29 protein-coding genes and 2 tRNA genes are annotated in these 26,309 nt (G+C 43.4%); 7 read left to right on the top strand and 24 right to left on the bottom strand.

All coding sequences use genetic code 11. From position 1 onward, the window contains the following. Nucleotides 1–10: 10 nt before the first annotated feature. The 11 genes from hpt to D1155_RS12520 form a co-directional block, all read right to left on the bottom strand. Nucleotides 11–541, bottom strand: a complete 531-nt coding sequence (gene hpt / locus D1155_RS12570; protein WP_160202760.1) for a hypoxanthine phosphoribosyltransferase — start codon at nt 539–541, stop codon at nt 11–13. A 3-nt stretch (nt 542–544) separates the two neighbouring features. Then, nucleotides 545–868, bottom strand: coding sequence for a DUF1232 domain-containing protein (locus D1155_RS12565; RefSeq protein WP_160202759.1), 324 nt, complete (start codon nt 866–868; stop codon nt 545–547). Continuing rightward, on the bottom strand, nt 849–1,457 hold the full coding sequence (gene yihA / locus D1155_RS12560) for a ribosome biogenesis GTP-binding protein YihA/YsxC (RefSeq protein WP_160202758.1): 609 nt from the start codon (nt 1,455–1,457) through the stop codon (nt 849–851). The genes D1155_RS12565 and yihA overlap by 20 nt, the downstream gene beginning before the upstream one ends. 12 nt (nt 1,458–1,469) lie before the next feature. After that, nucleotides 1,470–3,794: an endopeptidase La gene (gene lon, locus D1155_RS12555; protein ID WP_160202757.1), complete on the bottom strand. Its 2,325-nt coding sequence runs from the start codon at nt 3,792–3,794 to the stop codon at nt 1,470–1,472. Nucleotides 3,795–4,286: 492 nt separating this feature from the next. Then, nucleotides 4,287–5,567, bottom strand: coding sequence for an ATP-dependent Clp protease ATP-binding subunit ClpX (clpX, locus tag D1155_RS12550; RefSeq protein ID WP_160202756.1), 1,281 nt, complete (start codon nt 5,565–5,567; stop codon nt 4,287–4,289). A gap of 20 nt (nt 5,568–5,587) precedes the next feature. After that, a complete protein-coding gene (gene clpP / locus D1155_RS12545; RefSeq protein WP_160202755.1) occupies nt 5,588–6,169 on the bottom strand; it encodes an ATP-dependent Clp endopeptidase proteolytic subunit ClpP in 582 nt (193 codons plus the stop codon). Between the two features lie 36 nt (nt 6,170–6,205). Further along, nucleotides 6,206–7,516, bottom strand: coding sequence for a trigger factor (tig, locus tag D1155_RS12540; RefSeq protein WP_160202754.1), 1,311 nt, complete (start codon nt 7,514–7,516; stop codon nt 6,206–6,208). A gap of 142 nt (nt 7,517–7,658) precedes the next feature. After that, nucleotides 7,659–8,276, bottom strand: a complete 618-nt coding sequence (locus D1155_RS12535) for a CYTH domain-containing protein (RefSeq protein ID WP_160202753.1) — start codon at nt 8,274–8,276, stop codon at nt 7,659–7,661. Between the two features lie 62 nt (nt 8,277–8,338). Continuing rightward, on the bottom strand, nt 8,339–9,052 hold the full coding sequence (gene dapB, locus D1155_RS12530) for a 4-hydroxy-tetrahydrodipicolinate reductase (protein ID WP_160202752.1): 714 nt from the start codon (nt 9,050–9,052) through the stop codon (nt 8,339–8,341). A 32-nt stretch (nt 9,053–9,084) separates the two neighbouring features. After that, nucleotides 9,085–10,401, bottom strand: coding sequence for a Na+/H+ antiporter NhaC family protein (locus D1155_RS12525; protein ID WP_160202751.1), 1,317 nt, complete (start codon nt 10,399–10,401; stop codon nt 9,085–9,087). A gap of 1 nt (nt 10,402) precedes the next feature. Continuing rightward, the gene (locus D1155_RS12520; protein WP_160202750.1) at nt 10,403–10,885 is read right to left on the bottom strand and encodes a hypothetical protein; all 483 of its coding nucleotides are present in this window, start codon (nt 10,883–10,885) and stop codon (nt 10,403–10,405) included. 171 nt (nt 10,886–11,056) lie between these two features. On the opposite strand from D1155_RS12520, the gene deoC reads away from it, so the two are divergent. Continuing rightward, complete coding sequence (gene deoC / locus D1155_RS12515; RefSeq protein ID WP_160202749.1) at nt 11,057–11,722, top strand: deoxyribose-phosphate aldolase; 666 nt, start codon at nt 11,057–11,059, stop codon at nt 11,720–11,722. Nucleotides 11,723–11,781: 59 nt separating this feature from the next. Here deoC and D1155_RS12510 read toward each other — a convergent pair whose 3' ends face one another. Further along, nucleotides 11,782–12,879, bottom strand: coding sequence for a hypothetical protein (locus tag D1155_RS12510; RefSeq protein ID WP_160202748.1), 1,098 nt, complete (start codon nt 12,877–12,879; stop codon nt 11,782–11,784). Between the two features lie 200 nt (nt 12,880–13,079). On the opposite strand from D1155_RS12510, the gene D1155_RS12505 reads away from it, so the two are divergent. Further along, nucleotides 13,080–13,292: a hypothetical protein gene (locus tag D1155_RS12505; RefSeq protein WP_160202747.1), complete on the top strand. Its 213-nt coding sequence runs from the start codon at nt 13,080–13,082 to the stop codon at nt 13,290–13,292. A 173-nt stretch (nt 13,293–13,465) separates the two neighbouring features. Here D1155_RS12505 and D1155_RS12500 read toward each other — a convergent pair. The 9 genes from D1155_RS12500 to D1155_RS12460 form a co-directional block, all read right to left on the bottom strand. Then, nucleotides 13,466–13,541: transfer RNA gene (locus tag D1155_RS12500), tRNA-Pro, on the bottom strand. A gap of 178 nt (nt 13,542–13,719) precedes the next feature. Next, complete coding sequence (locus D1155_RS12495; protein WP_160202746.1) at nt 13,720–14,160, bottom strand: LytTR family DNA-binding domain-containing protein; 441 nt, start codon at nt 14,158–14,160, stop codon at nt 13,720–13,722. A 104-nt stretch (nt 14,161–14,264) separates the two neighbouring features. Then, a complete protein-coding gene (locus tag D1155_RS12490; protein WP_160202745.1) occupies nt 14,265–14,957 on the bottom strand; it encodes a GNAT family N-acetyltransferase in 693 nt (230 codons plus the stop codon). A gap of 39 nt (nt 14,958–14,996) precedes the next feature. After that, nucleotides 14,997–15,491 (bottom strand): GNAT family N-acetyltransferase, encoded by a 495-nt coding sequence (locus D1155_RS12485; protein WP_160202744.1) that lies wholly within the window; start codon nt 15,489–15,491, stop codon nt 14,997–14,999. A 137-nt stretch (nt 15,492–15,628) separates the two neighbouring features. Beyond that, nucleotides 15,629–16,120: a flavodoxin gene (locus D1155_RS12480; RefSeq protein ID WP_160202743.1), complete on the bottom strand. Its 492-nt coding sequence runs from the start codon at nt 16,118–16,120 to the stop codon at nt 15,629–15,631. Nucleotides 16,121–16,145: 25 nt separating this feature from the next. Then, complete coding sequence (locus tag D1155_RS12475) at nt 16,146–16,832, bottom strand: carboxymuconolactone decarboxylase family protein (protein WP_160202742.1); 687 nt, start codon at nt 16,830–16,832, stop codon at nt 16,146–16,148. Between the two features lie 10 nt (nt 16,833–16,842). Continuing rightward, nucleotides 16,843–17,223, bottom strand: a complete 381-nt coding sequence (locus D1155_RS12470) for a cupin domain-containing protein (RefSeq protein WP_160202793.1) — start codon at nt 17,221–17,223, stop codon at nt 16,843–16,845. A 77-nt stretch (nt 17,224–17,300) separates the two neighbouring features. Then, nucleotides 17,301–18,446 carry an aldo/keto reductase gene (locus tag D1155_RS12465; RefSeq protein ID WP_160202741.1) on the bottom strand — a complete coding sequence of 382 codons (1,146 nt, stop codon included), beginning with the start codon at nt 18,444–18,446 and terminating at the stop codon, nt 17,301–17,303. After that, entirely contained in the window at nt 18,436–18,687 is a 252-nt protein-coding gene (locus D1155_RS12460; protein WP_160202740.1) for a hypothetical protein, read from the bottom strand. The genes D1155_RS12465 and D1155_RS12460 overlap by 11 nt, the downstream gene beginning before the upstream one ends. 149 nt (nt 18,688–18,836) lie before the next feature. On the opposite strand from D1155_RS12460, the gene D1155_RS12455 reads away from it, so the two are divergent. The 4 genes from D1155_RS12455 (at nt 18,837) to D1155_RS12440 (ending at nt 23,568) form a co-directional block, all read left to right on the top strand. Then, complete coding sequence (locus D1155_RS12455) at nt 18,837–19,739, top strand: LysR family transcriptional regulator (protein WP_160202739.1); 903 nt, start codon at nt 18,837–18,839, stop codon at nt 19,737–19,739. 201 nt (nt 19,740–19,940) lie between these two features. Next, a complete protein-coding gene (locus D1155_RS16020) occupies nt 19,941–20,693 on the top strand; it encodes a hypothetical protein (RefSeq protein WP_275557853.1) in 753 nt (250 codons plus the stop codon). A gap of 19 nt (nt 20,694–20,712) precedes the next feature. Continuing rightward, nucleotides 20,713–21,786, top strand: coding sequence for a glycosyltransferase (locus tag D1155_RS12445; protein WP_160202738.1), 1,074 nt, complete (start codon nt 20,713–20,715; stop codon nt 21,784–21,786). A 141-nt stretch (nt 21,787–21,927) separates the two neighbouring features. Next, a complete protein-coding gene (locus D1155_RS12440; protein WP_338546529.1) occupies nt 21,928–23,568 on the top strand; it encodes an exosporium glycoprotein BclB-related protein in 1,641 nt (546 codons plus the stop codon). Nucleotides 23,569–23,741: 173 nt separating this feature from the next. On the opposite strand, the gene D1155_RS12435 is transcribed toward D1155_RS12440, so the two are convergent. After that, nucleotides 23,742–23,824 (bottom strand) — tRNA-Leu (locus tag D1155_RS12435). 46 nt (nt 23,825–23,870) lie between these two features. On the opposite strand from D1155_RS12435, the gene D1155_RS12430 reads away from it, so the two are divergent. Continuing rightward, the gene (locus tag D1155_RS12430) at nt 23,871–24,209 is read left to right on the top strand and encodes a hypothetical protein (protein ID WP_160202736.1); all 339 of its coding nucleotides are present in this window, start codon (nt 23,871–23,873) and stop codon (nt 24,207–24,209) included. Nucleotides 24,210–24,353: 144 nt separating this feature from the next. On the opposite strand, the gene D1155_RS12425 is transcribed toward D1155_RS12430, so the two are convergent. Then, nucleotides 24,354–25,733: an NAD(P)/FAD-dependent oxidoreductase gene (locus D1155_RS12425; RefSeq protein WP_160202735.1), complete on the bottom strand. Its 1,380-nt coding sequence runs from the start codon at nt 25,731–25,733 to the stop codon at nt 24,354–24,356. A 105-nt stretch (nt 25,734–25,838) separates the two neighbouring features. Further along, nucleotides 25,839–26,114, bottom strand: coding sequence for a DUF1292 domain-containing protein (locus D1155_RS12420; protein ID WP_160202734.1), 276 nt, complete (start codon nt 26,112–26,114; stop codon nt 25,839–25,841). Between the last annotated feature and the right edge of the window lie 195 nt (nt 26,115–26,309).

Genomic DNA, 26,309 nt, shown 5'->3' with positions numbered 1-26,309 from the left:
ACAATTTATGTTACTCTTCCAAATAACTGATATATGGAAGATTTCGATACTTTTGATCAAAGTCCAGACCGTATCCTACAATAAACAGGTCAGGCACCTCAAACCCAATATAGTCCCCTTTAACATCTGCAGTTCTTCTGGACGGTTTGTCCAAAAGCGTGCAGATTTTTACACTGTTTGGCTTTTTGATGTAGAAATAGTCTTTAAGCGCCTTCAGGGTATTGCCAGTGTCGATAATATCTTCAATGATCAGTACTTCTTTTCCGGAAATCTCAAGTTCAATATCTTTTTTAATTTTCACTTCACCGCTGCTGATGGTTCCGCTTCCATAACTGGATGCCGATACAAAGTCAATTTCAAGATCCAAATCGATATGTTTCATAATATCTGCCATCCACGGAACTGCACCGCGTAAAGTTCCAATCAGAATCAGCTCTTTACCTGCATAATCACAGGTGATCTGCTCACCCAATTCTTTTGCTCTTTTCCAAATGTCTTCCTGGGTAAAAAGTATCTTCCCTTTGATTTCCTTTACTGCCATGTTTTACTCCTTATCTTCTACATCAAATTCTACACCCTCAACGATTGTTTTGTCACGAAATTTTTTAGATAAATCTTCAGTTTTTTCTCCCAGCCAGTAGGCATCCAGTTCATCTTTTAGAGTCCAAAGGATATAAATCCACAGAATCAAATCGTCTAAAAGAGCAAAAGGAAACAGAACTGCCGGAATAATATCAATCGGTGTGATCAAATATACAATACCGAAAATTACCAGAGCCTTTTTTCTCAGCGGAACAGTTTTGTCTCGCAGAAGGCTTGTAATGGCCGCAATTCTTCGCAGCAAAACTCTAATCGTGATAAACTGCATCTTCTTCCTCCAGAATCTTCTCTATTTCGCAAAGCAGTTCTTCATAGCCTGTCTTTTTCAGCGCCGAAACTGCAATAACCCTATCTTCTTTAGACAGCTGCAGCGTTTTACGAATTAGAGCAATATTCTTCTGCATTTCGTTTCTAGATACCTTGTCTGCCTTGGTCGCAACTACAATACCATCAAGCCCATAGTGGCGCAAATATTCATACATCTGCACATCTTGAGCGCTTGGTTTATGTCTGATATCGACAAGCTGCACCACCTTCCGCAGTCCATCTCTGTTTTTAAAATAGGTTTCCATCATGTCGCCCCAGTTTTCGGTCGTGCTCTTGGAAACCTTCGCATAGCCGTAGCCCGGCAAATCCACAATTCTGAATGCGTCGTTGACAATGTAAAAGTTGATGGTTCTCGTTTTACCCGGGCTCCCGCTGACTCTCGCCAGCTTCTTCCTGTTCGTCAGCAGATTCAAAAGAGAAGACTTGCCCACGTTAGATCGCCCTGCAAAGGCAATCTCCGGCATGTTGTCCGGCGGATACTGGCTCGGCTTTACCGCCACAGTATCCAAATCTGATTTAATAATTCTCATGATTTACCTGCTTTATTTTACCAGTGCTTCAGAAAGCGCACTGCTTACATGATCGATTAGTACAAATTCCATCTTTCTGCGAACGGTATTTGGAATTTCATCAATGTCCGGTGCATTATCCTTTGGAAGCAGCACTTTCTTAATGCCTGCTCTATGCGCCGCCAGCACCTTTTCTCTAATACCGCCAACCGGAAGAACTTTTCCGCGAAGGGTCACCTCACCGGTCATAGCAACGTCTCTTCTCACCGGTATGCCCGTCAAAGTGGAAATGACTGCGGTGCACATAGTTACACCTGCAGACGGACCGTCCTTCGGCACTGCTCCTTCCGGCACATGGACGTGCAAATCGTATTTCTTGTAAAAATCTTCTTCAATGCCCAGCTCATCTGCAACAGAGCGAATATAACTGATACCTGCCTTTGCGGATTCCTGCATCACATCGCCCAACTGACCGGTCAGAACCAGCTTGCCGCTGCCGGCAACTGCAGTGGTTTCAATCTGCAGGGTATCGCCTCCTACTGCAGTCCACGCAAGTCCCGTGGTAACACCTACCTGATTCTCACCTTCTACCATATCGAAGTGGAATCTGTGTTTTCCCAGATACTTTTCCAGATTGGACGGCGTAATGCTGTAGGATTTTGCCTTTGCAGAGACAATCTTACGGGCAACCTTTCGACAGAGGTTTGCAACCTCCCGTTCCAGATTTCTGACACCGGACTCTCTGGTGTAGTAGTTAATCAAATCGTGGACCGCTTTCTCGGAAATTTTGATGTTATCCTTCTTCAGTCCGTGTTCCTTCACCTTCTTTGGAATCAGATATCTCTGAGCAATCTTTACCTTTTCTTCCTCGGTGTAGCCAGGTACTTCTACGATTTCCATTCTGTCAAGAAGCGGTCTTGGAATAGTATCGGTTGAATTTGCCGTCGTAATAAACATAACCTTAGAAAGATCAAAAGGTACTTCCAGGAAATGATCTGTAAAAGTGTTGTTCTGTTCCGGATCCAGCACTTCAAGCAGCGCAGACGCCGGATCACCTTTAAAATCAGCACCGATTTTGTCTACTTCGTCGAAAAGGAATACCGGATTGTTAGTACCTGCGTCTTTCAGGCAGGAAATCACTCTGCCCGGAATTGCACCGATATAGGTTCTTCTGTGGCCTCTAATCTCAGCTTCATCGCGCACACCGCCCAGGGACATTCTGACAAATTCTCTGCCGGATGCCTTTGCAATGGACCTTGCAATAGAAGTTTTTCCTACTCCCGGAGGTCCCACAAGGCACAGGATCGGTCCTTTTATTGCTTTGGACAAATGAATAACAGCCAGATACTCCAGCACTCTTTCTTTCACCTTGTCCAGCCCATAGTGATCTTCATTGAGAATTTTTTCAGCCTTTTTCAAGTTTACATTTACCTTAGATGCTTTATTCCAAGGTAACGCCAAAATAGTCTCCACATAGTTTCTGATTACCGTTGCCTCAGCAGAAGACGGCATCATCTTGGAAAACTTGTTAATTTCTTTTTTAATTTTTTCTTCAACCTTTTCAGACAGATGCAGCTCCTCCAGTTCTTTCAGCCAGTCTGCGGCTTCCAAACCTGCGTCCTCGTTGACGCCCAGTTCTTCTTGAATCGCCTTCATCTTTTCTCTGAGGAAGTACTCTTTCTGATTGTGGTCGATATTTTCCTTTACTTTCTTAGAAAGTTCTTTTTCAATTACTGCTATTTCATTTTCCTCAGCAATGATTGTAGTCAGCACCCGGATTCTCTCTGAGAAATCCATGGTCTCCAGTACTTTCTGTTTACGGCTTGTGCGAATCAAAAGTTCGTTTGCAATTTTATCTGCTACAACGATAGGATTCTCACTGGAAATCGCCTTATCAACCAGATCATCACTGACCTGACCGGTCAAAGCTGCATACTCAATAAATGCCTCCGTCAGTATTTTCATTGCCGCTTTATCTTCCGGCGACATCTGCTGCAGATCAAGTTCTTCTGCAATCTGCTTTACCGTACAGGACATGAAGTCTTCTTCCTCAAGAGGCTGTATCAGCTGTGCTCTGCAGACGCCTTCCACCAGCACTCTGACAGCATCACCCTGAATTTTCAGCATCTGTTTGATTCTGACAATCGTACCGAGGGTATAAATATCGTCAAATGTAGGAATCAAGACATTATCATCTTTCTGTGTTGATACAAAGAGCAGTTTATCATCCGCCATTGCCTTTTCTAGTGCATGAATGGACTTTTCCCTTCCCACATCGAAATGAATTACAGTATTTGGAAAAATAGATACACCCCTAAGCGGAATACAAGGGAAAATCACTTTGTTTTCTTCTATCATCTGTTTCCTCCTAATGGTTCGTTCCTAGAACGCAAGTGATTGGTTAAACGAACCTTATGCTTTGGGAGACCTAACTCAATAAGCGAAGCGAATTGTAGTAGGTCCCCTGTCAGGAGTGCAGTGCTTTAGCACGTGGCACTCTACGACCAGTTCCCAAGAGCAAATGCGATTGGCTAGACGCTAGTCGTATAATGGTTCGTTCCTAGAACGCAAGTGATTGGTTAAACGAACCTTATGCTTTAGCGTCCCAAGAGCAAATGCGATTGGCTAGACGCTAGTCGTATAATGGTTCGTTCCTAGAACGCAAGTGATTGGTTAAACGAACCTTATGCTTTGGGAGACCTAACTCAATCAGCGAAGCGAATTGTAGTAGGTCCCCTGTCAGGAGTGCAGTGCTTTAGCACGTGGCACTCTACGACCAGTTCCCAAGAGTCAATATGATTGGCTGAGCTAGTCGTATCACTATACGAAAGGCGGCCGTCGCCGCCTGTTTTATGAGGCGTCAGCCTCGCTATTCGCATCTTTATTTTCGTCAACAATCAGCGTCGGTGCCTGACCGTTTTCGATGGTCTCCTTGGTTATGATACACTTTACGATATCATCTCTTGAAGGAATTTCAAACATGATATCATTCATCGCTTTCTCAAAAATGCTGCGCAGACCTCTTGCGCCAGTTTTTCTCTCGATTGCTTTCCTGGCAATTGCACTGACAGCCGCATCTTCAATTTCCAGTTCTACCTGATCCATTTCAAATAGCTTCTTGTACTGCTTAATCAGTGCGTTCTTAGGTTCACGCATAATCCGTACGAGAGCTTCCTCGTCCAACTCCTGCAAAGCAACCAGCACAGGCAGTCTTCCAATAAACTCCGGAATCAAGCCGAATTTCAAAAGATCCTCTGGCTGAATTTCAGAAAGCAGCTTGCTGTCTTCCTTTTTTACAGAAGTCGTCGTTTGATTAAACCCAATGACTCGCTCGCCCATTCTTCGCTGAATAATATTGCTGAGACCGTCAAAAGCGCCGCCACAGATAAAAAGTACGTTACTGGTATCAAACTGAATAAACTCCTGATGCGGATGCTTACGTCCACCCTGAGGCGGTACATTAGCAACAGTACCTTCCAGAATTTTCAACAACGCCTGCTGCACGCCCTCGCCGCTGACATCTCTAGTAATAGACGGATTGTCTGATTTTCTGGCAATCTTATCAATTTCGTCAACATAAATAATGCCCTTTTGAGCCTTTTCTATATCAAAATCTGCCGCCTGCAACAGGCGAAGCAGGATGTTTTCTACATCTTCACCAACATATCCAGCTTCCGTCAATGCTGTTGCATCAGCAATGGCAAAAGGTACATTTAGTAGCTTTGCCAATGTCTGGGCAAGCAGTGTCTTACCAGAACCTGTCGGTCCTATCATGACGATATTGCTCTTCTGCAGGTCAACATCCCTATCTGTATCGTCAGTTCTGTTAATTCTCTTATAATGATTGTATACTGCTACGGCCAGAGTCTTCTTTGCAGAATCCTGTCCAATGACATAATCAGACAGGGTATCAAAGATTTCTTTTGGTTTTGGCAGCTGATATCCCACGTGCTTGACTGGCGTCGTCATCTGTTCCTCACGCTCAGCTTGTTCTATAATGCCCAGACACATATCTACGCATTCATCACATATATAAAGACCCGGTCCTGCCACAAGACGTCTGACCTGGCTCTGCGGCTTTCCGCAAAAAGAACATCTCGCTTCTTTTTTTTCGCCAAATATTTCTGACATAAATATCCCCCTCTACTTATTTATTTGGATGAAATTACTTTATCAATCAATCCATAGGAGGCAGCGTCCTCTGCACTCATAAAGTTGTCTCTGTCGGTATCTCTTTCAATGATAGCTAAATCCTGACCTGTATTCTCGCTGAGAATTCTGTTAAGTTTCTCCCTTGTCTTCAAAATCCAATCAGCATGAATCTTGATATCAGAAGCCTGCCCTTTTGCTCCGCCCAGCGGCTGATGAATCATCACCTCCGCATTAGGAAGCGCAAATCTCTTACCTTTTTTCCCTGAGGACAGAAGGAATGCACCCATGCTGGCTGCAAGACCCACACAAATGGTGGAAACATCGCATTTAATATACTGCATGGTGTCATAAATAGCCATGCCGGCGGTTATAGAACCGCCGGGGCTATTAATGTAAATACAAATATCTTTCTCAGGGTCCTCTGCTTCTAAGAACAGCAGCTGTGCTACCACCAGACTGGCGATTTGGTCGTTAATCTCATCTGCCAGAAAAATAATTCTGTCCTTTAACAGTCTTGAATAAATGTCGTAAGAGCGCTCTCCTCTACCAGTCTGTTCAATTACATATGGTACTAAAGCCATTCTTTTGTGTCCCCCTTATTTCTGTTTGTTTATATTTTAAGCTTCTTCAGCTTTCTTCTCAACCTTGTTTACTTTTGCCTTGTCATACAGCATGTCGATTACTTTCTTCAACTGGATGTCCTTTTTGAAGAAGGTCAGGTTGTCAGTGCCGATCATCTCTCTGATCTGCGCTACATCTACATTGTATGCGTTAGCCATGTCTTTCAGTTCAGTTTCCATTTCTTCTTCGGAAACTTCTACCTTTTCGGCTTCAACGATAGACATCAGAACTAATCTGGTTCCAACCTTCTTAGCTGCGTCTTCTCTCAATTCTTCTCTGAAATCCTTAGGCTCTTTCTGTAAGAACTGCAGATACTGTTCTAAAGAAAGTCCCTGATATCTCAGCTGGTGATCCAGTTCCTGCGCCATTCTGTCGATTTCGTCCTCTACCATAACAGCCGGCACTTCCGGTTTGTTTGCTTCGTAAACTTTTTCGATGACAGCGTCTTTTGCAGCGTTCAGAGCCATTGCATCAGCGTTTGTCTGTAGTCTTTCCTCAGTTGCTTTCTTTAATTCATCCAAAGTGTCATATTCACTGACATCTTTTGCGAATTCATCATCAAGCTCAGGAAGTTCTTCCACTTTGATTTCGTGGATATGGCAGTGGAAGACTGCTTCTTTTCCTGCAAGATCAGGCGCGTGATACTCTTCAGGGAACGTTACTGTTACATCCTTGTCCTCTCCTGCGTTAACGCCAACCAGCTGTTCTTCAAATCCCGGAATAAACATACCGGAGCCAATCTTCAGTTCCTGTCTTTCTGCAGTGCCGCCTTCAAACTGTTCTTCGCCTACAAAGCCAGAGTAATCTAAAATTACAGTGTCACCATCTTCAACGGGTCTTTCAGCTACGACCATTCTTGCGTTTCTCTTCTGCAGCATTTCGATTTCTCTATCCACATCTTCTGCTGCAACAGTCTGAATGACTTCTTCTACCTCTACACCCAGATAATCTTTTACATCTACTACTGGATATACTGCTACAGTAATAGTGATAGTGAGCGGCTTTCCTTTTCCGATTTCGGAAAATTCAGCAGCAGGACTGTCGATGACTTCCAGCTGCAGCTCACGGATCGCTTCTGGATAGTTTTCCTGGAACATGTTGTTAATTGCATCCTCAAAGAATACGCCTTCGCCATAGTGCTTCTCGATGATACTTCTAGGCGCTTTGCCCTTTCTGAAACCATCTATCATAAACTGATTTTTAGATGCCTGATAAGCCTTAACGACTGCAGCCTCAAATTCTTCCGCAGTAAAATCCATAGTAAACTTTACCTGGTTATTCTCTTTGGAAATAAAAGTTGTTTTCATTGATATATATCCTCCTAAAATTATAGCAAGTTCATTAGCTCTACATTCAATTCTGAACATAGAATGCATATTATTATACACTTTTTGGCGCATAAAGTAAAGGATTCTAACAAAAATGACTGCTAAAAACAGTCATTTTTCTTTAAATGAGGTCTAATCCTCTCTTATATTTGCTTCTATCTTCCGCCAAAAGATCATATTTTGCAGAAATTCTTTGTCCCAAAGCAATCATATCCTCTTCATCACCGGAATAAAGCTCAATTTCCATTTCAGAAATCGGTGCAGTGTTTTCTCCACAAATAATCTTACCTACATCGATGGAAAGCTCGCTGATAGATCTTCCAGTATCAATTCTCACCTGTCTGCGCACAAAGTATATATCCATCAATGGAACCAGAGTTCTCTTTCCAACCAAATCTACCAGCACCTGACACATCTCGCTCTGATCGAAAATCTGAATATCCGGTATAGTCAGCTTAGACTCATCATCTACCGGCACGTTGATTTCTTCTCTCTTGTGCATACCTTCATCACTGGAACCGTTCCATTTCAATGTCGCAATCAGCTTGCTTCCTTCTTTTCTAACGCGAAAAGCGATTCCTTCCCTGAAAAGCCTTCTATCTTCAGTATCGAAATATACTGCATGCATTTCAAGTTCTTCTTCTGTATCCTTATCTTTAATGCTTTCCAGATAAGGGTCATGCAAAATTTTTTTAATGACTTCCTCATCTTTTACCGCATATTTCAGTTCAATTTCCATAGTTTCCTCTCATCTCACGGATTTTGTCACAACCTATGTTCTACCACAAATCTCATCGAAAGTCAATAGAATACCTCTTCGATAAAATACAGACCCGGCTTTCTGCCTGTCAGCCACTGTGCCGCTTCAATAGCACCTTTGGCAAAAATCGTTTTTGAAAAAGCAGTATGTTTAATCTCTATCACTTCGTCTTTCATAGCAAAAATAACGGTATGTTCTCCAAAAATTGTACCGCCGCGAACGCTGTGAATACCTATTTCGTTTCTTCTCTTCTCCTCGCCGCAGCGACCGTATTTGCGTTCCCGTTCTCCCAAGGGATCGCAGACCTTAGCTAGCGCAAGCGCCGTGCCGCTGGGCGAATCCACTTTCTGATTGTGATGTTTCTCGATGATCTCCATATCGGAACAGTCCGACAAAAGCGGCACCGCATAGCCTACAATCTTTTTTAAAGAATTGATGCCATAAGAAAAGTTGGAACTTTTAATAATCGGCGCAGATTCTGCCAAACGCCGAATTTTCTCCTCTTCTTCCTCTGTATAGCCTGTTGTTGCAAAAACTGCACCAACACGACCTTGTCGCTCTTCAATATAACGGTAAATTCCATCCAAAGCACCAGGGTGACTAAAATCAATGACAACATCTGGTTCTTTAATATCCTCTAGTCTCTCTCCCAATGCAGGTTCAATATTATACACCTTATCGATACCAGGATTCTGCAGTGCCATATCTCTGACAATACGCCCCATAGTACCGGTTCCTACGATTGCAAGATTCATAGGTTCATCTCCTTTCACGTATAATATCCAGTTTATTCTTTTGTGAAAGGATTTGATACTTTTTTCTGGATTCCATAACAAATCGGCACCAGATACAAATAAAAGCTAAAGGTAATTGCTCCAATCCCCACCTGCATAAATCCAAGAGGTACGGTACAGGCAATCGCCCATGGAACAGTCCCCGCCAGCAAAATCACCGAATTTTCAAGGTCGATGGCAAGTTCTTCTTTTGTTGCAGAAAGCACCTCATATGGTTTCTTCAAAAAATCGCAGCACATCATCGATGCGATAGTTTGATTGCAGAAAATCCCAAGAAAGCCATAAGAAATCAGCACCATAGTAGGAAATCTTCCAATTTTCTTTGCAACGAAGAGAATTTTCTCCTGCAGCACACCCAGCATGTCCGTTCCCGTAAAGATACCCGAATAGGTACTGGAAAGCGACACGATACACACAATCTCTATCATGGAAAGCATGCCACCGCCATCTAATATTTTTCCAAGGCCGCCTTCGCCGGTATATCCAAAAATCAACGTGTGAAGCAGAGTCTGCAAAGACATATCCTCACAAAACAGACTGACCACACTGCCGCTTGCAATACTGACAAGCATAGCATAAATGACTGGAACCTTCAAAAGTGGCAGTACCAACATACAAAGCGCCGGCACTACAGCCCATATGGAAAGGCTAAATTCACTTTCCAGATTATGTAAAAAGCTTTGATCCACTGTCTGAATCGGATTTGTAAAGGAAAGCACGCTATAAATCCCCAAAGTTAGAACCAGCGGCATCCATGCGGTCTTTGCCATCCTCTTTACATTAGCAAGCAACTCCGTTTCCGTGATGGTAGCCACCAGAATTGCACTGGACGATACAGGAGAACCTCTGTCCCCAAAGTAAATACCGCTCATCACCGCTCCAGCAGTCAAAAACTCGTCGACACCGCCCGCCCTTGCCAAAGCAATAAAAATGACGCCAACCGTGCCTGCCACGCCAAAAGATGTGCCCAAAGCATAGGAAAGCAGACAGCACAATGCAAAGGTGATAATCAAAAAAATCGCCGGCGTAATCATCTTAATTCCATAATAAACAAAAAAGGAAATAGTTCCTGCTGAACGCCAGACCGCCGTAATAAAGCCGATGATAAACATAATCTCAATAACTATCAGCGCATCCTTCAAACCATCCGCTCCCATCTTAGCGATTTCGCTAAGAGCAAAGCCCTTCCTTTTTCCTACAATCGTAAAAGCAATCAGCCCAATAAAAAGAGCAATTACCATGGTGTACCCCGTAATGATACACCAGACCATCGCTCCAATAAATACGATAAAGCCAATCAGTAAATCCATCCTAGTCTCTATCTCCTTTGCGTCTTCTTAGCAGTTCATCGATAAGCTGTTCGTTGAGTTTCTTTTGCATTTCGCGAAGAGAAGCAGCCTCCGGCATATCTGTCATTTGCATAACCCATAGGTACTTCTTCAAATCACACTGCTCAATACGTCTTGCAATAGCGCTGTGAATTGCCATCGCTCTTTCCTTCGCATTGATTAAATAAACTCGCGCAATAATACCGCCGCGCATTCTCTTAATCTCAATAAAACTGTCTACATTTCCCGCTGTGGAAATTGCCTCTTTGATTTCTCTCGCAATAGTCTGCCCAATAATCCTGGACTGTTCCTTTTGCATGAGTATCCAAAAAGACACTGCCGCAATGGTACCCAAGCAAATACCCGCTATGTCTCCAAAGCTTTCCCTGGTCGCAAAGAGCATAATATATCCGAGCGGAAGGCCAAGCCATTTCATCATTCCAATTATTTTAACTGCTTTTTCCATACTAACCCTCTTGTCTTTTCATTTTCAATTTCCTCATTATTATATGCCCTATCGACATCAATGTCAAAGAAAAATACAAAAGTTATCATATCCAGTTTTTTTGTCTTAATGTAAGAGAAAAAATGTGGTAAAATAAGGACATAGAAAATCGAAATTTTGGAGGCTCCCTGTATGAAACTTAATCAATATTTTGACCATACACAACTAAAACCGGATGCAACTGAAGATCAGATTGCTACCCTTTGCCGTGAAGCAAAAGACTACGGCTTTTATTCCGTCTGCGTCAACTCTTCTTACGTTTCCTTTGCTGCCAGCCAGCTTTCTGACAGCGATGTAAAAATCGCAGCTGTCGTAGGATTTCCGCTCGGCGCCTGCACCACTGCTTCTAAGGTCTTTGAAACGGAAGAAGCCTGCAAAGCTGGTGCAAAGGAAATTGATATGGTTCTCCATGTAGGCATGCTAAAATCAGGAAAATACGATTACGTCAGAGATGATATAGCCGCAGTGGTTTCTGCCGCTGCCGCATATGAGGCTGCCGTAAAAGTAATTTTAGAAACCTGCCTTCTAACCGACGAAAAAATCATCACAGCCTGCCATCTGGCGCAAGCTGCCGGTGCAGCCTTTGTAAAAACGTCGACGGGATTTGCAGGCGGCGGCGCTACCCCGTATCACGTGAGGCTGATGAAAAAAACCGTAGGTGATACGATGCAGGTCAAAGCCTCCGGCGGTATCAGAACCTATACTGATGTGCAAAAAATGATTGCTGCCGGCGCAGACAGAATCGGCGCAAGTGCCAGTGTTTCTATTATGAAAGAGGCTGCCTTAGAAACAAAATAACCCCATACGATTTCGCCGATTTCGTACGGATTGACCGCGTATAGACAAAAACAGGAGCCTTACGACTCCTGTTCTTCTTTGTAATAACGGTTTAAATATAACAAATATCCGGTTCTATTTTTAATACTTTTTCCCGTATACGGGTTGATATATCCGATTACTTCGTTCACAGACGGAAACTGATAATACTCTAGTACCGCCTCAACCTGAGAAAATATGTCATCGCTGTCGCTTACATAAAATGAGTCGACTCTCCCATACAAATTCCTGCACAAATCCGCTATCGTACTGTAATCTGTGTAGCGCTCTGCAAACTTATCTGCTGCTTTCTGCAGTCTCTCCTCATCATCGTCAACCTCTACGAGGTCGTCTGTAATTTCCAAGTCGTAAAAGATAACACTGCGTACACTTTCTGCAATACTCTGTACTTCCCAGTCTTCGTCACTGTAATCTGATGTCGAATAGACCGTATCCCAGTTATCATCGTAGTAGTTTGTATCGCTTCCATCACACATACTGAATAATGAAACTGCGATGATTAAAAGGATACCTGCGATTACTTTCAGTCCGGAGCCGTCAAAGTTACCTTCAGCATGCCCGCTGCTATTCTGACTCCTGGCAGCCGCATCTCCAAGAGACGGCGGCTGCGTCGCATCTTCCTGCGATGCATTTGCTTCTCCGAAGTTTTCTTTTAGATTTTCTTTTATACTATCTCGAAATTCCTCCGCCTTTGTCTTGAAAGCAGATAAGTCCGGCGTCTTAAATTCTCGCTTTTCACTACTGTTAGAGTTTACCTCTTCCCGTTCCAGTCTCAGCTTCTGCAGCGGATGAAATTCTTCCCCTTCCATCTCCTGCCGTCTTTTCTCATACTGCTGTTCCTTTGCTTTTCTGCGGTCTCTTCGCGCTTTATCTTCGTCCGCCTCCCGCATTCTGGTCAGCGTTCTTTCCGAAAGATCAGTGCCCCCTGGACTTCCACCGGCTCTTTGATATGCTCTGGCATACGCTTCGTTCAGTTCCGCAATCTTTCTTCTGACATACTCCGGATCGTCCTCATAATCAGCGCTTTTATATTTTGTCAGCCGCTTCGCGTAGGCCGCCTTTACCTGCTCCTTCGTAGCGTCCTCTCTCAGTCCTAATAATGCAAAATTTCTATCCATCACTTACCTCTTTTGCTTCTGGGAAAACTTGCTTCGTTTAGTCGTATTATATAATAATTTCTTCATCGCTGCAATAGCTTTCACCGTTCATTGCACGGCAAACACACGAAAAATATAACATTGACAAAATCCTTATTATTGCAACATACTGTTGAGCGCCAACTTCAACATTTTTTATCTAAATTCTTGCGTTCGCTCTCATGAAAATGCCAACTCCGCCAAAAAATTTTTTGATTCTTGCGTTAATCGGGCGGTTTGCTTCTTTTCATTTTGAAAAAACGCCAACCGTATTTCAATTTTTGCGAAATATTGCGTGCAAACGCAAGAATCTCGAAAAAAACTTTGATGTTGGCGCTACGCTTCCGCATTCCGGTCAGCCAGGGATTTCGCTAACAAAAGCTGGTACACTTTGACCTTGCTGCGTGAGTTCAGATGGTGGATTTTTGACAGCTAACGCAATCTTTCATGCGTTTGCAATGCCGCAGTCAAGGATAAAAATATGCGAATGATAGATTTGCACAACGCATTTCCGACATAAAAAAACTGCCGACCATACTGATTACTCAATATCTTCGGCAGTTTACATTGGTCGGAGTAGTCAGGCTCGAACTGACGGCCTCTGCGTCCCGAACACAGCGCGCTACCAACTGCGCCATACCCCGTCGCCAACATATAATATTATAACATAGTTTTTCAAAAAGAAAAGAGGGAAATTTATAATTCTCATAAATTCCCCCGTTCACGTCTGCACCATTATCAGCATTTTTGCCCTAAATGGTGCAATCTATTATTTCATTTTGCAGTAGCCTCTTTGCATTTTCGATATCTTCTGGCATGAATCTAAATACCCAAAATTCGTTTAATATGCGCTACATTGCGCCTCGACGCGAAAACATTTTCTCCATTGGTCAGCGTCATGCAAATGGTGCCGCTAAAGCTTAAATCCAGCTTTGCGATATGCTTTAGGTTTACAATTTCTGAATTGGAAATACGCAGAAACAACTTCTGATCCAGCCTTCCCTCAAGTTCATAAAGTCTCAGCCTGATTACAAATTCCCCCTCCAAAGTCTGCGCGAAGACCTTTTGTTCCAGTGCGTAAAATCTAACGATATCTTTCGGATCAAGCAAATAAACCATGTCGTCCAAAAATCCCGCCAGCAGATTCTGCTTTGCACTGGACAACCTTTGAATCAGTTCGTGAATTTCTTCCGTCATACAGCTGGTTCTAATGGTGACTTCTGATTCGGTGCAAACTTCGTCTATTTCTATTTTAATCTCCACCTGTGCAACCTCCTTATTCTGCTAATCGGTATATTTTAGCATTTTCTCTATCAAAGCTCTCCCGATTTTTGATAAGTGGTCGCTTTTCCCCTACAATTGGCATTTTATAGTAGCCAAGTGATAGTCTCCTTTGAAATTTCAAATCCTAGCTTTCTTTGCAATGCTTCAGAAGCTTCATTGCCGATGACGATTTCTCCATAAGGGATGTCGCCTTTGTCAATCATGTAGTTGATCATAAACCGTTCCAGCGCCTCGCCATAGCCGCGTCTCTGATATGTCGGAAAAATATCCAAAAGGCCCAGACTGCCATCCAGGTGATTTCCCGAAAATCCTACAAAGTCCTCGCCTGCAAAGGCGCAGAATAAATTGCCGCGGCGGCTGATTTCGTCTACTTCTTCCGGTGGAATGGTATGATAAACTTCTTTAATTTTCGCAATATATTCCGCGTTTGCGCGCTCAATACGCAGGTCTGTCTCAAGTTCCACTTTTTCCTTAGAAAAGCGCGCGACCTTCTTGCATGGAAAAAAAGTGTACAATCCAAACTTCTCTGAAGCGTAAGGTACCAGTTCCTCCTGGCACAAAACAAGCTGATAGCAGTCTGTAATGCAGTCTATCAGGTCTTTCCCCTTTTCTAAACTTGCGGCTGCCAGCATGTGAACATTACTACTTTGATCCAAAAGCAGCACCCCATCCTCTGAGGCGTCTAAAAACTCAGCTGTACCCCTGCGAATGGATTCTAGCATGGCAATATGCAGCAATCTATTTTTTTCCAAATATTGAATCGCTTTATCCTTCATAGTTTTACCTCTCTTATATATTGTTACCACAAACTAAGGTTACTGCAGTCTATATCGATATCGAATTTCGCGCAGGTTTTTACCGCCAATACAATCCTCAAAAACATCATCCGTCTGCTGAAAACCGAACTTCTCATAAAAACGCCTCGCACTGACATTTTCCTCAAGAACCCACAAAAATGCTTCTTCATATCCCTGTGCCTTCAACTCCATAACAACGGATTCTAAAAGAATCTTTCCATAACCCTTTCCCATATAATCGGGCAACAGATAGATTGAGATGATCTCTCCCTGCTCTGCAAACTGTTCAAAACGAGACTTACAGAAGCTACTGGTTCCCATAATTTCTCCATATTCTATTAAAACCATTGTCTCCCATCCCTCACAATCCAGATTTTGCGCCCACTTTCCTGTAGGAATCGAATCCAAATAGTCCTGCGGGATTATGCCGCGATAGGTATACTTCCAGCTTTCCTCGTATACTTTACTGATTGCCACTCTGTCATCGTCTGCTTTGATGTAGCGTACTTCCATACAATCCCTCCTCTGTTTTTTTATTTTATCATAAACAGATTCCTGATTCAAGCAGGATACCGTACCTATTCACAGCGAAGCAATATAAAATCCCTATCTGCACACTCTTTCCGCATCGATAGGGATTTCTTTTTCAATTACTTTTTTTCGAGATTGATCTCAGAAAGCCACGCTGCGACCTCTGCTTCTCTTACTCTGCCCGGCAAAAGCCTGCCTGGCAGCCATTTTGCAGAGCCTTTGCAAACAGCTTGTAAATCAGCCTCAGTTCCGCCCAGACCACTGCCGCCGGATGTAGCAAATACAGCAATCTGCTTTCCTGAAAAGTCATAACTTTCCAAAAATGTTTCGATAATTCTTGGCGCTGTATACCACCAAATTGGAAAGCCTATCAGCACTGTATCGTAGCCTTCCATGCCGCTGACCATGTCCGCAATGGCAGGTCTTGCAGCTTTGTCGTTCATTTCCACGGTACTGCGGGATTTTTTATCCATCCAGTTTAAATCTGCAGAGGTGTACGGCACTTCCGGCTTAATTTCATATAAATCACCGCCGCAAGCTTCTGCAGTCTTCTTTGCAACGCCTGCAGTCACCCCACTGGCAGAAAAATACGCAACTAAAGTTTTACTCATTATTAATTACTCCTTTTATCTTCTTTTATTTACATACCTCTTCAATGCATGTAAGAGCATTGAGGGTTCTCGGATAGCCGATATACGGCAGACATGTGGTTACCGTCTCAATCAAAAGCTTCTTAGTATTTCCCACAGATAAATTTCCTGCGGCATGGGCTTTTGCCTGAGGATCGCAGCCACCGATAGAAATAATTGCCGTAAAAGTAAGGAGCTCGCGAACCTTTAAATCCAAATATCCCCGCGTATAATAGTCACCAAAGCAGTTAGCAGACAGGCAGTCCTGTATATGTTTTGTTTCTGCAGGAGCACTTTCTCTCATCCTACGAATTTGATCGCCGAAAATACTAATCTGCACAGCCAGCCCTTTCTCAAATCGTGTATCTGCCGTTGTCTCAGACATATCTTCCCCCTGCGGCTCTATACCAAGCGCGCAAAGAGTCTCATTGACTACTGCAAGGGCTGCACTGACTCTTGGATATCCGATGTACGGCGCTGCCTGATACATCGCCTCTTTGATTTCTGTCACAGATACTCCTGCAGCAATACACGCCTGCACCTTTTCGGGAGTCTCCTGTAAGGTCTGAATTGCTGTCAAACAAACCAACCCAACCATGCCTCGGAGTTTGCCATCCGCTAAACCATACTCTGCAATTTCATTTTCTAAAAAAGCTTTTTGTATTTCATAAAAGCTGTTATCGTACTCCTTCATAATGCGTCTCCTATTTCAGTTTTCCATACTCCTCATCGGAAACCGGTTCCAGCCACTCATTGCTACCGTTTTCAGCAGGCACCTCGATAGCAAGATGCGCAAACCAGCTGTCCTTTGCCGCACCGTGCCAATGTTTTACACCCCTTGGAATATTCACCACATCGCCGGGATGAAGCTCTCTTGCTTCTTCGCCCCACGCCTGATAATAACCGCGCCCTGCCGTTACCAGCAAAATCTGTCCGCCTCCTTTATCGGCATGGTGAATATGCCAGTTGTTGCGGCAACCCGGCTCAAAGGTCACGTTACCGATGACAACCTGCTTCAACGACAGCATATTCAAATAGCTCTGTCCCGTAAAATACTGTGCAAAACCATCATTTGTATTTCCCATAGGAAATATGGATAACTCTTTTCTTTCCACTTTCTTAACCTCCGTCTATTCTTTTCAGTCCAATCTTCTGCCTGCTCTTACATGCCCAAAGCGCCTACGAATTCTTTCATTGCCTGGGAAATTTTGATCTGCTGCGGACATACAGCCTCGCAGCTTCCGCATCCGATACATGCACTCGGCTGTTTTTCCTTTTCCACAGCAGAAAGCGCCATCGGCGCGATGAAACTCATACCTCCTGCCAAAGTGGTTGAACGATGCTCATTATACAGAGAAAGCAGATACGGAATATCAAGACCCTGCGGACAGTGAGTCGTACAGTAACGACATTCAGTGCAAGGTAGCGCCACCTTTGCCGCCATCTCATCTGCAATTTTCTGCAGTACTCTCTGCTCATTCTGATTCAAAGACTTTTCAGTCTCAAAAGTTTCGATATTTGCAAGAAGCTGCTCCATGTTTGACATGCCGGAAAGGATCATCGTAACCTCCGGAATGGATTGCAGGAATCTGAAAGCCCAAGATACCGAAGTTTCGTCAGGACGAAGTGCAGCTAATTTTGCAATTTCCTCTTCGGTGAGGTTTGCAAGTCTACCACCGCGCAGAGGTTCCATCACCCATACGGGAATTTCATATTCTTTCAAAAGTTCCAGCTTTGCCTGCGCATCCTGGAACTTCAAATCCAGATAGTTCAGCTGAATCTGACAAAACTCCATCTCTTTGCCGTACTTTTCCAAAAATCGTCTCATTACAGGAGCTTCTCCGTGAGCAGAAAATCCCAGATGTTTAATTCGTCCATTTTTCTTCTGCTCCATCAAATATGCAAAGATGCCATGACTTTCGTCCAAATATGCGTCAATATTCATCTCGCACACATTGTGGAATAAATAAAAATCGAAATGGTCAGCCCTGCACTTTTCCAGCTGCTTCTCAAAAATCTCTTCGACTTTATCCATGTTAGAAAGGTCGTAGCCGGGAAACTTTGTCGCAAGGTAGAAGCTGTCTCTCGGATATTCTGAAAGAATTTCTCCCATAATCAGTTCAGAGTTTCCCTCGTGATAGCCCCATGCTGTATCGTAATAGTTGATTCCCTTTTTCATCGCCTCGCTGACCATAGCAGATGCTGCCTGTTTGTCAATTTCAGCATCCTTTCCGTCCACGGTCGGAAGCCGCATAGCGCCAAAGCCTAAAGCTGACAATTTTAAGTCCTGAAAATCTTTATAGATCATGTTCCTTCTCCTTTTTCTGTTTTTTTATGGTGTAAATGAGATAATCGAGGCAATCCAATTTCTTCTGCTCTTCATGAACCTGCTCTAAAAGCTGGCACCTGTATCTGCATAAAATCTGCAGCCGTCTGTCGTATTCTCTTTCTCCACAGCATGCCAAAACCTGTTCGATGGTCGCATTGCTGCATCCTGCATCTTCCAGATTTTGAAGCAGCCCTGTATCACATGCCCTCTGCTCTTTCATTTGTTCGCCTCCTTCATTTCCATTATACTTACGCATCTTTCTAATAACAAATACTTATAAAGAATACTCTCATATAGACAAAAAGCATGGTTGACAGTATAGTAAATGTCCGCTTATAATAGATTCAACATGAAAAAGGAGGTTCTTCAATGGAATTAAGAGTGTTACGGTATTTTCTGGCAGTTGCCAGAGAAGAAAGTATTACAGCCGCCGCCCAGCAGCTTCATGTGACGCAGCCCACCTTATCACGACAACTAATGGATTTAGAAGAAGAACTTGGAAGTCCTCTCTTTATTCGTGGTAATCGAAAAATCACCTTAACGGAAGAAGGTCGTTTTCTGCGTAAACGAGCCCAGGAAATTATCGATTTGACTGATAAGACACAAGCTGAGTTTAACAGTGTAGAAGATATGATTACAGGTAATGTCCATATCGGTGCAGGAGAGACCCAGGCGATTCGTCTCTTAGCAAAAGCTGCCTGTCGCCTTGGCGATGAGCAGCCGCATATACATTATCAATTGTTCAGCGGCAATGCCGATGATGTCATGGAAAAACTGGATAAGGGACTTTTAGATTTTGGTATTGTCATTCAGCCTGTGGATATCAGCAAATATGACAGTTTGCAGCTACCTTATCAAGATGTCTGGGGTGTTCTAATGCGGCGTGATGCCCCTTTAGCAAACAAGGATTATATAGAGCCTGCAGATTTAAAAGATTTGCCGCTTCTGTGTTCCAGACAGAGTCTGCTCAAATCAGATCTGAGCGACTGGTATGGTTCAGACTTTGAACAACTAAACATCATTATTCGCTATAATCTCATCTACAACGCAGCTCTGATGGTAGAGGAAGGTCTCGGCTATGCCATCACCCTTGATGGTCTCATCAATACCACAGGCGACAGCACATTGTGTTTCAGACCACTTGCACCAAAACTGACTGCAAACCTTTATCTCATTTGGAAAAAATATCAGGTATTTTCTAAAGCCTCGGAAAAATTTTTAGCGTATTTGAAAGACGATCTTTCTACAGCAATGCCTCCGCCCCTTTATTAGCGTAGGCTAACTGCATTATCAATCTATACTTTCGTCTTCATTTTGTCAAAATATACTACCATAAATTTGACAAAGCAGTGACAAGCTTTTTATCTTTACGCAGTATGATTCATCTTTTATATCTTAAATGTATCCCCAAACCAGTTTTACTGCATATAATGTATCATAATACAACAAAAAATAATAACGAGGTGGTTTCAATTGGATAACCATAATCTGTGGTTTCATTCGCAGGACTTATTTTGTATGAAAAGTCGTCCCAGCAAAGAAAATCGTCAAAATATATTACAAAACTCACCAGATTTTAAGCCCGAAGAAAACACATCTAAACCCGATGCTTCTCAGTATACAAACATGCCATCCCCTTACTATTGCGAACCTGGACCAATGGGTCAAAGAGGCGAGCCCGGCCCTTGCGGTCCTCAGGGAGAACGCGGTAAAACCGGTCCACAAGGCGTTACCGGTCCGCAAGGGCCGCAAGGTGCAACCGGACCGATGGGACCAAAAGGCGATCCTGGAGCACAAGGTCCGCAAGGTCCTCCCGGCTATCCACAAAACAGTGTGTTTGCATCATTCATTAATGCAGAAACTCTTTTACCAGAAGAGATTCTCCTTCCATTAAATACACACATACCAGATCCAAGTGGAAATATTTCTCTCCATGACTCCTGTTCCATTATTTTAAAACCAGGATATTACACAATTTATTATCATCTATCTACAACAGCAAAATCGTCTGGCGCCATAGAATTGATGCCGTTTTTTAATGACTCTAATCAGTCGTTATATGCAGAATGCATCAATGTTGAAAAACGAAATGAATTGGTAAAATTGTCAAGATATTTTATCGTTGAAACTCATGATGACACTTCTTTGCAATTTACATGGTCTTCTTCTGTCAATACCGCCAGAACGACTATGAATATCATTATACAAAAACTCAACAGACAATAAAACTATAGGAGGACCAAATATGATCACAATAAGTCTTTGTATGATTGTTAAAAATGAGGAAAAACACCTTGCCCGCTGCCTTGATCATATCGCAAATCTTGTAGACGAAATAATTATTGTAGATACTGGTTCAACTGACCAGACATTAGAAATAGCATCTAAGTACACATCGAAGATTTATACCCATCCTTGGATAGACGATTTTTCTGATGCCCGCAACTACGCTTTTTCCAAAGCATCTATGGACTATTGCATGTGGATAGATGCAGACGATGTTCTGGAAAAAACAGAATCCCCAAAATTTCTACAGCTCAAACAGACACTAACATTAGATACCGATATCGTAATGATGAAATATCATACAGCCTTTGATGAAGCTGGCAATCCTTCTTTTTCCTATTTTAGAGAACGTTGGATAAAAAACTCTCCAGACCACCGTTGGGTCGGTGCCGTTCACGAAGTAATTCCGCTAAATGGCAAGATAATTTATTCTGACATTGCAGTCTGTCACAGAAAGATCGGTACAGGAGACCCTGATCGCAACTTGAAAATATACCAAAAACAACTGTCCACAGGAAGGCCTATGGATCCAAGGCAACAATATTATTATGGAAGAGAACTATACTATCATCAAAAATATGAAGAAGCAATTTCAGTTTTTGAACGTTTTATGTCATCATCGGAAGGATGGATTGAAAATAAATTAGAAGCATGTTCTATCTGTGCCGACTGCTATTACCAATTAAATCAAGAGACCTCTGCTCTTCTGACTCTATTTCGCAGTCTCTCTTTCGATTTACCAAGAGCTGAATTATGCTGCCAGATTGGGAAACATTTCTTAGAGCGCAAAAACTACCAAAATGCTATCTATTGGTATAAAAATGCACTGCAGGCAAATCGAAATGAGTATGCTGGTGGTTTTATTTTGCCTGATTGCTATGATTACGTTCCTTTTTTACAGTTATGCGTGTGCTATGACAAATTAGGAGATAGACAAAAAGCAAAAGAATATAATGAGCGTGCTGGAATTTGTAAACCTCATTCAAAAGCATACCTTTATAACAAGCAGTATTTTGATGACTTGAACGTATAACCTGTGCCTTCTATGTCAATGAGAAAAACTTGGCGCTGCGTATTGTAACCAACATAAAAAATTATCATATAATATATATGTCAAAAGTTTTCGATTTTCAAGAAAACCTTTTGTTAATAATATAGAAAGGATATGTTTGATATGAATTCAAATAATTCATATAATTATAATACAAATCAGTACGACAACCCATATTTTTCTCCTTGCTGTAATCATGAACAGGATTGTCCAAAAGGTGATCAGGGACCGCAAGGTCCTCAGGGAGAAAAAGGTGATCCTGGCTGCCCTGGTCCAAAAGGTGACAGAGGAGAACAGGGACCGATGGGACCACAGGGTATTCCTGGCGCACCTGGTGCGAGAGGACCAAGGGGAAACACGGGACCGGTTGGACCTACTGGCAATACCGGACCAAGAGGTCTTGAAGGTCCAAGAGGATACGCAGGGCCACAGGGTATCCAGGGGATTCAGGGAGTTCGCGGTGATGTCGGACCAAAAGGTGATCCCGGCTGCGAAGGACCGAAAGGTGATATTGGACCACAAGGTCCAGTAGGAAATACCGGCCCAACTGGTCCCATCGGTCCACAGGGCGATATAGGGCCGCAGGGTCCAAGAGGCATTCCTGGCATCACAGGACCGACTGGTCCTACTGGACCAATGGGGCCGCAAGGTGTTACTGGTGCACAAGGTATTCAAGGTGTTACTGGTCCAATGGGAACCCAAGGTCCAAAGGGCTGCCCTGGAGATGACGGACCAACCGGACCAACTGGACCTATCGGTCCAACTGGCGCTAACGGTGTAACTGGTCCTACTGGCCCTGCTGGCGCTGACGGTGCAACTGGACCGACCGGTCCTGCTGGCGCCGATGGCGTTACTGGTCCAACTGGTCCGACTGGCGCTAATGGTGTTACTGGTCCTACCGGTCCTGCTGGCGCTGACGGTGTTACTGGCCCTGCCGGTCCTACCGGTCCTGCTGGTGCCGATGGCGTTACTGGTCCTGCTGGTCCTACCGGTCCTGCTGGCGCTGATGGCGTTACTGGTCCAACTGGTCCGACTGGCGCTGATGGCGTTACTGGTCCCGCTGGCCCTACCGGTCCTGCTGGTGCAGATGGCGTTACTGGCCCTGCTGGTCCTACCGGTCCTGCTGGTGCAGACGGTGTTACTGGCCCTGCTGGTCCTACCGGTCCTGCCGGCGCTGACGGTGTTACTGGCCCTGCCGGTCCTACCGGTCCTGCTGGTGCAGACGGTGCTACTGGCCCTGCTGGTACCGGTGCCATTATCCCATTTGCTTCAGGACTTCCAGTTGCTTTAACAACAGTAGCTGGTGGGCTTGCCGGACTTCCTGCCTTTGTTGGTTTCGGAAGCAGTGCGCAAGGACTTACAGTACTAGGTTCCAGCATTAATATTACAAATGCTGCAGGAACGCTTTCAAACTTTGCTTTTCAGGTTCCTCGTGCTGGCACAATTACCTCATTCAGTGCATTTTTCAGCACAACAGCAGCACTCTCTCTGGTGGGCTCCACTGTCGCCGTAAATGCACAAATCTATCAATCCACAACACCTAATAATGTGTTCTCTCCGATTCCTGGAACTTTAATCAACTTAACACCATCACTTACTGGAATCATATCCATTGGAACATTATTAAATGGTTCTCTCACAGGACTCAACATTCCAGTAACTGCTGGAACCCGACTGATGCTGGTATTCTCAGCATCGGCAAGCGGTCTAACACTGGTTAATACTGTTGTAGGATATGCAAGTGCTGGCTTGAGCATTAATTAAGATTAAAATAAACTCTTTAGCGAAGCAGTTTCAGCTGCTTCGCTATTTCTTTATGCAGCCCGAAAACTGGCTCTACATTTTGTCAAATCCCATAAATTGCATAGTCGAATGACTTCAAATTAAATTTCATTCCATATATAGCAAAATAGATAGGCTAAGCCTATCTATTTCTTTGGTGCGGTCTAAGGGATTCGAACCCCCACGGTTTCCCACACGGACCTGAACCGTGCGCGTCTGCCAATTCCGCCAAGACCGCATATTTAATTTTATCAGCTGTGTTCCTGCCGACTATTCTATTATACATGACTACAGAAAAAATGCAAGTAAAATTTTTAAATTTTTTAGAGTTTCTTCGTATTTTTCCTGATACATTGACTGTAACTGAGAATGATTTCCTTTCGCTGAATAAACCTGCCCTGGCAAATCCCATTACTTTGAGCCAGACATCAGTCAGCTTGATACCTTCACTAAATTTTTTTATCATTACAGAACTTTACCCTTTGTTTGCCATAAAAAAGGAAAATATATCTACAAATCAGGCAAAAAAGGAGTGGATTGCTTCCGCAACCCGATTTTATCCTATATTTTCTCCTCATACAAATAAATTAGTACAAAGAAGTCGTTCTCCACTGCTCTTTTAACTGTAATCTCTGTTAGATTTTCCTTTTTTTGAACCAGCTAAGGGTAAAGTTCTGTAATTCATTTTAGCATCTCTATGTGAACCATCACCCTGAGGGCAATCTTGGTGCAAACACTCTTCCGTAAGTCTGTGGCAGCTCTACGTTTTACCGATATTGCTCTGCTAAAATTCTTGCCACATGTACCCCGCTGGCAGAAGCCTGCGACAGAGAGTGTGTCACACCAGAACCATCACCCAAGGCATAAAGCCCCGGTACACAGGTTTCCAGATTTTCATCAACTCGCACCTTAGAATTGTAAAATTTGACTTCTACACCATAAAGCAACGTATCTTCATTAGCCGTTCCTGGTGCAATTTTGTCCAAAGCGTAAATCATTTCAATGATACTATCAAGTTGTCGCTTTGGAATCACCAAACTCAAATCCCCCGGCGTTGCTCCAAGGGTCGGGCGGGTAAAACATTTTTCCATGCGCCTTGCACTGCTGCGGCGTCCCTTTACTAAATCACCGAATCTCTGCAGCAGCACACCACCACCCAACATGTTGGAAAGACGAGCAATAGATTCACCATATTCATTGCTGTCCTCAAAGGGCTCAGTGAAAGTGTTGGATACCAAAAGCGCAAAGTTGGTGTTTTCCGTATGCAGAGACGGGTCTCCATAACTGTGTCCGTTGACCGTAACAATACCATTGGTATTCTCCGATACCACCTCACCGCAAGGGTTCATGCAAAAGGTTCGCACCATATCATTGTAGCGATCTGTCTTATAGACAATTTTGCCCTCATAAACTGCATCGGTAATATGTTTAAATACCTCAGCTGGAAGTTCAACACGGACGCCGATATCAACCCGGTTCTTTTTCTGCTCAATTCCCAGTTTGTCGCAAACACCAGAAATCCACTTGGATCCAGATCTTCCTGTTGCAAGTACCAGCTTGTCGCACGTAAAATCGCCCTTATTGGTATGCACCACAAAGCTGCCATCTTCCGCACGCTCCACATCCTCTATGGTCGTATAAAACTGAGTGTCGATTCTCTCCTTAATATAGTCAAAAATTCTGCCAAGAATTTCAATATTTCTGTCCGTTCCCAGATGGCGTACCTTTGCCTCCAACAGATGAAGATTATTCTGCAGGCAGCGAGTTTTCAAATCAGAATCGGCAGTGGAATAAAGCTTAGCTTCAGAACCGCCCATGGAACAAAGTACGCTGTCCACATACTCCATCAATTCCAGCGCTTCGTCTATTCCGACATATTTGTGCAAGTCACCACCAAACTGGGTCGTGATATTGTACTTTCCATCAGATAAAGTTCCTGCGCCGCCGTAGCCGTTCATAATATGGCACGGACTGCATTTCACACAGGTTTTCGTCTTGCCTGTCTTAATCGGACAGACTCTCTTCTCAAGCGGCGCTCCCTTATCCAGCATTAAAACACTTGCCTTATGAGAAAGCTTTGTCAGCTCATAGCTCATAAAAACACCGCTGGCTCCTGCACCTGCGATGATGATATCATATTTTTTCATCGTCCTTCTCCTTATTTTATCAGTACCTGCTTTAGGCACACGCAAAAATAGAACCGCCTCATAGAAGCGGTCCTTATGAATTACAAGCCTTCGTTCGGCAGTACTTTATTCAGCTTCTGCCATAATTGCATCGAATTCCTGTACAACACTGTTAAACAGTTCTTCATCTTCAATATCAACCAGCTCAAATTCGTCTTCGCCAACTTCATTATATCCATAAAGATAAACATCATCTGAATCATCTAATGGAATCAGTGCAATGTAATCCTTACCGGCATGATCGAAAATACCCATAATTTCACATTCCAGTTCAACGCCGTCTTCAAACTCTAAAGTGATGATATCAGCCTCGTCCTGCATGTTGTTCTTGTTCTCTGCCATATTAATCCTCCATTTCGCCGGAATCTGTACCGGCTTCCAATTGTTTCTTCACTATCTTAATAATATACCATTATTACTGAAATTTATCAACTAAAATATTCTTTTATGTTCTTTGCGATCTGCTCCAAAAGTGATAATGTCTTAAGAAAGCGCAAGAGAAAATGTCCCAAAAGGATTCCTAAAAAACACATATCA

The organism is Anaerotruncus sp. 80 (assembly GCF_009936115.1).
GTDB lineage: Bacteria > Bacillota > Clostridia > Peptostreptococcales > Anaerovoracaceae > Senimuribacter > Senimuribacter intestinalis.
Note: the sequence above shows the minus strand (reverse complement) of the source record. Positions and strands in the feature narration are given on the sequence as shown.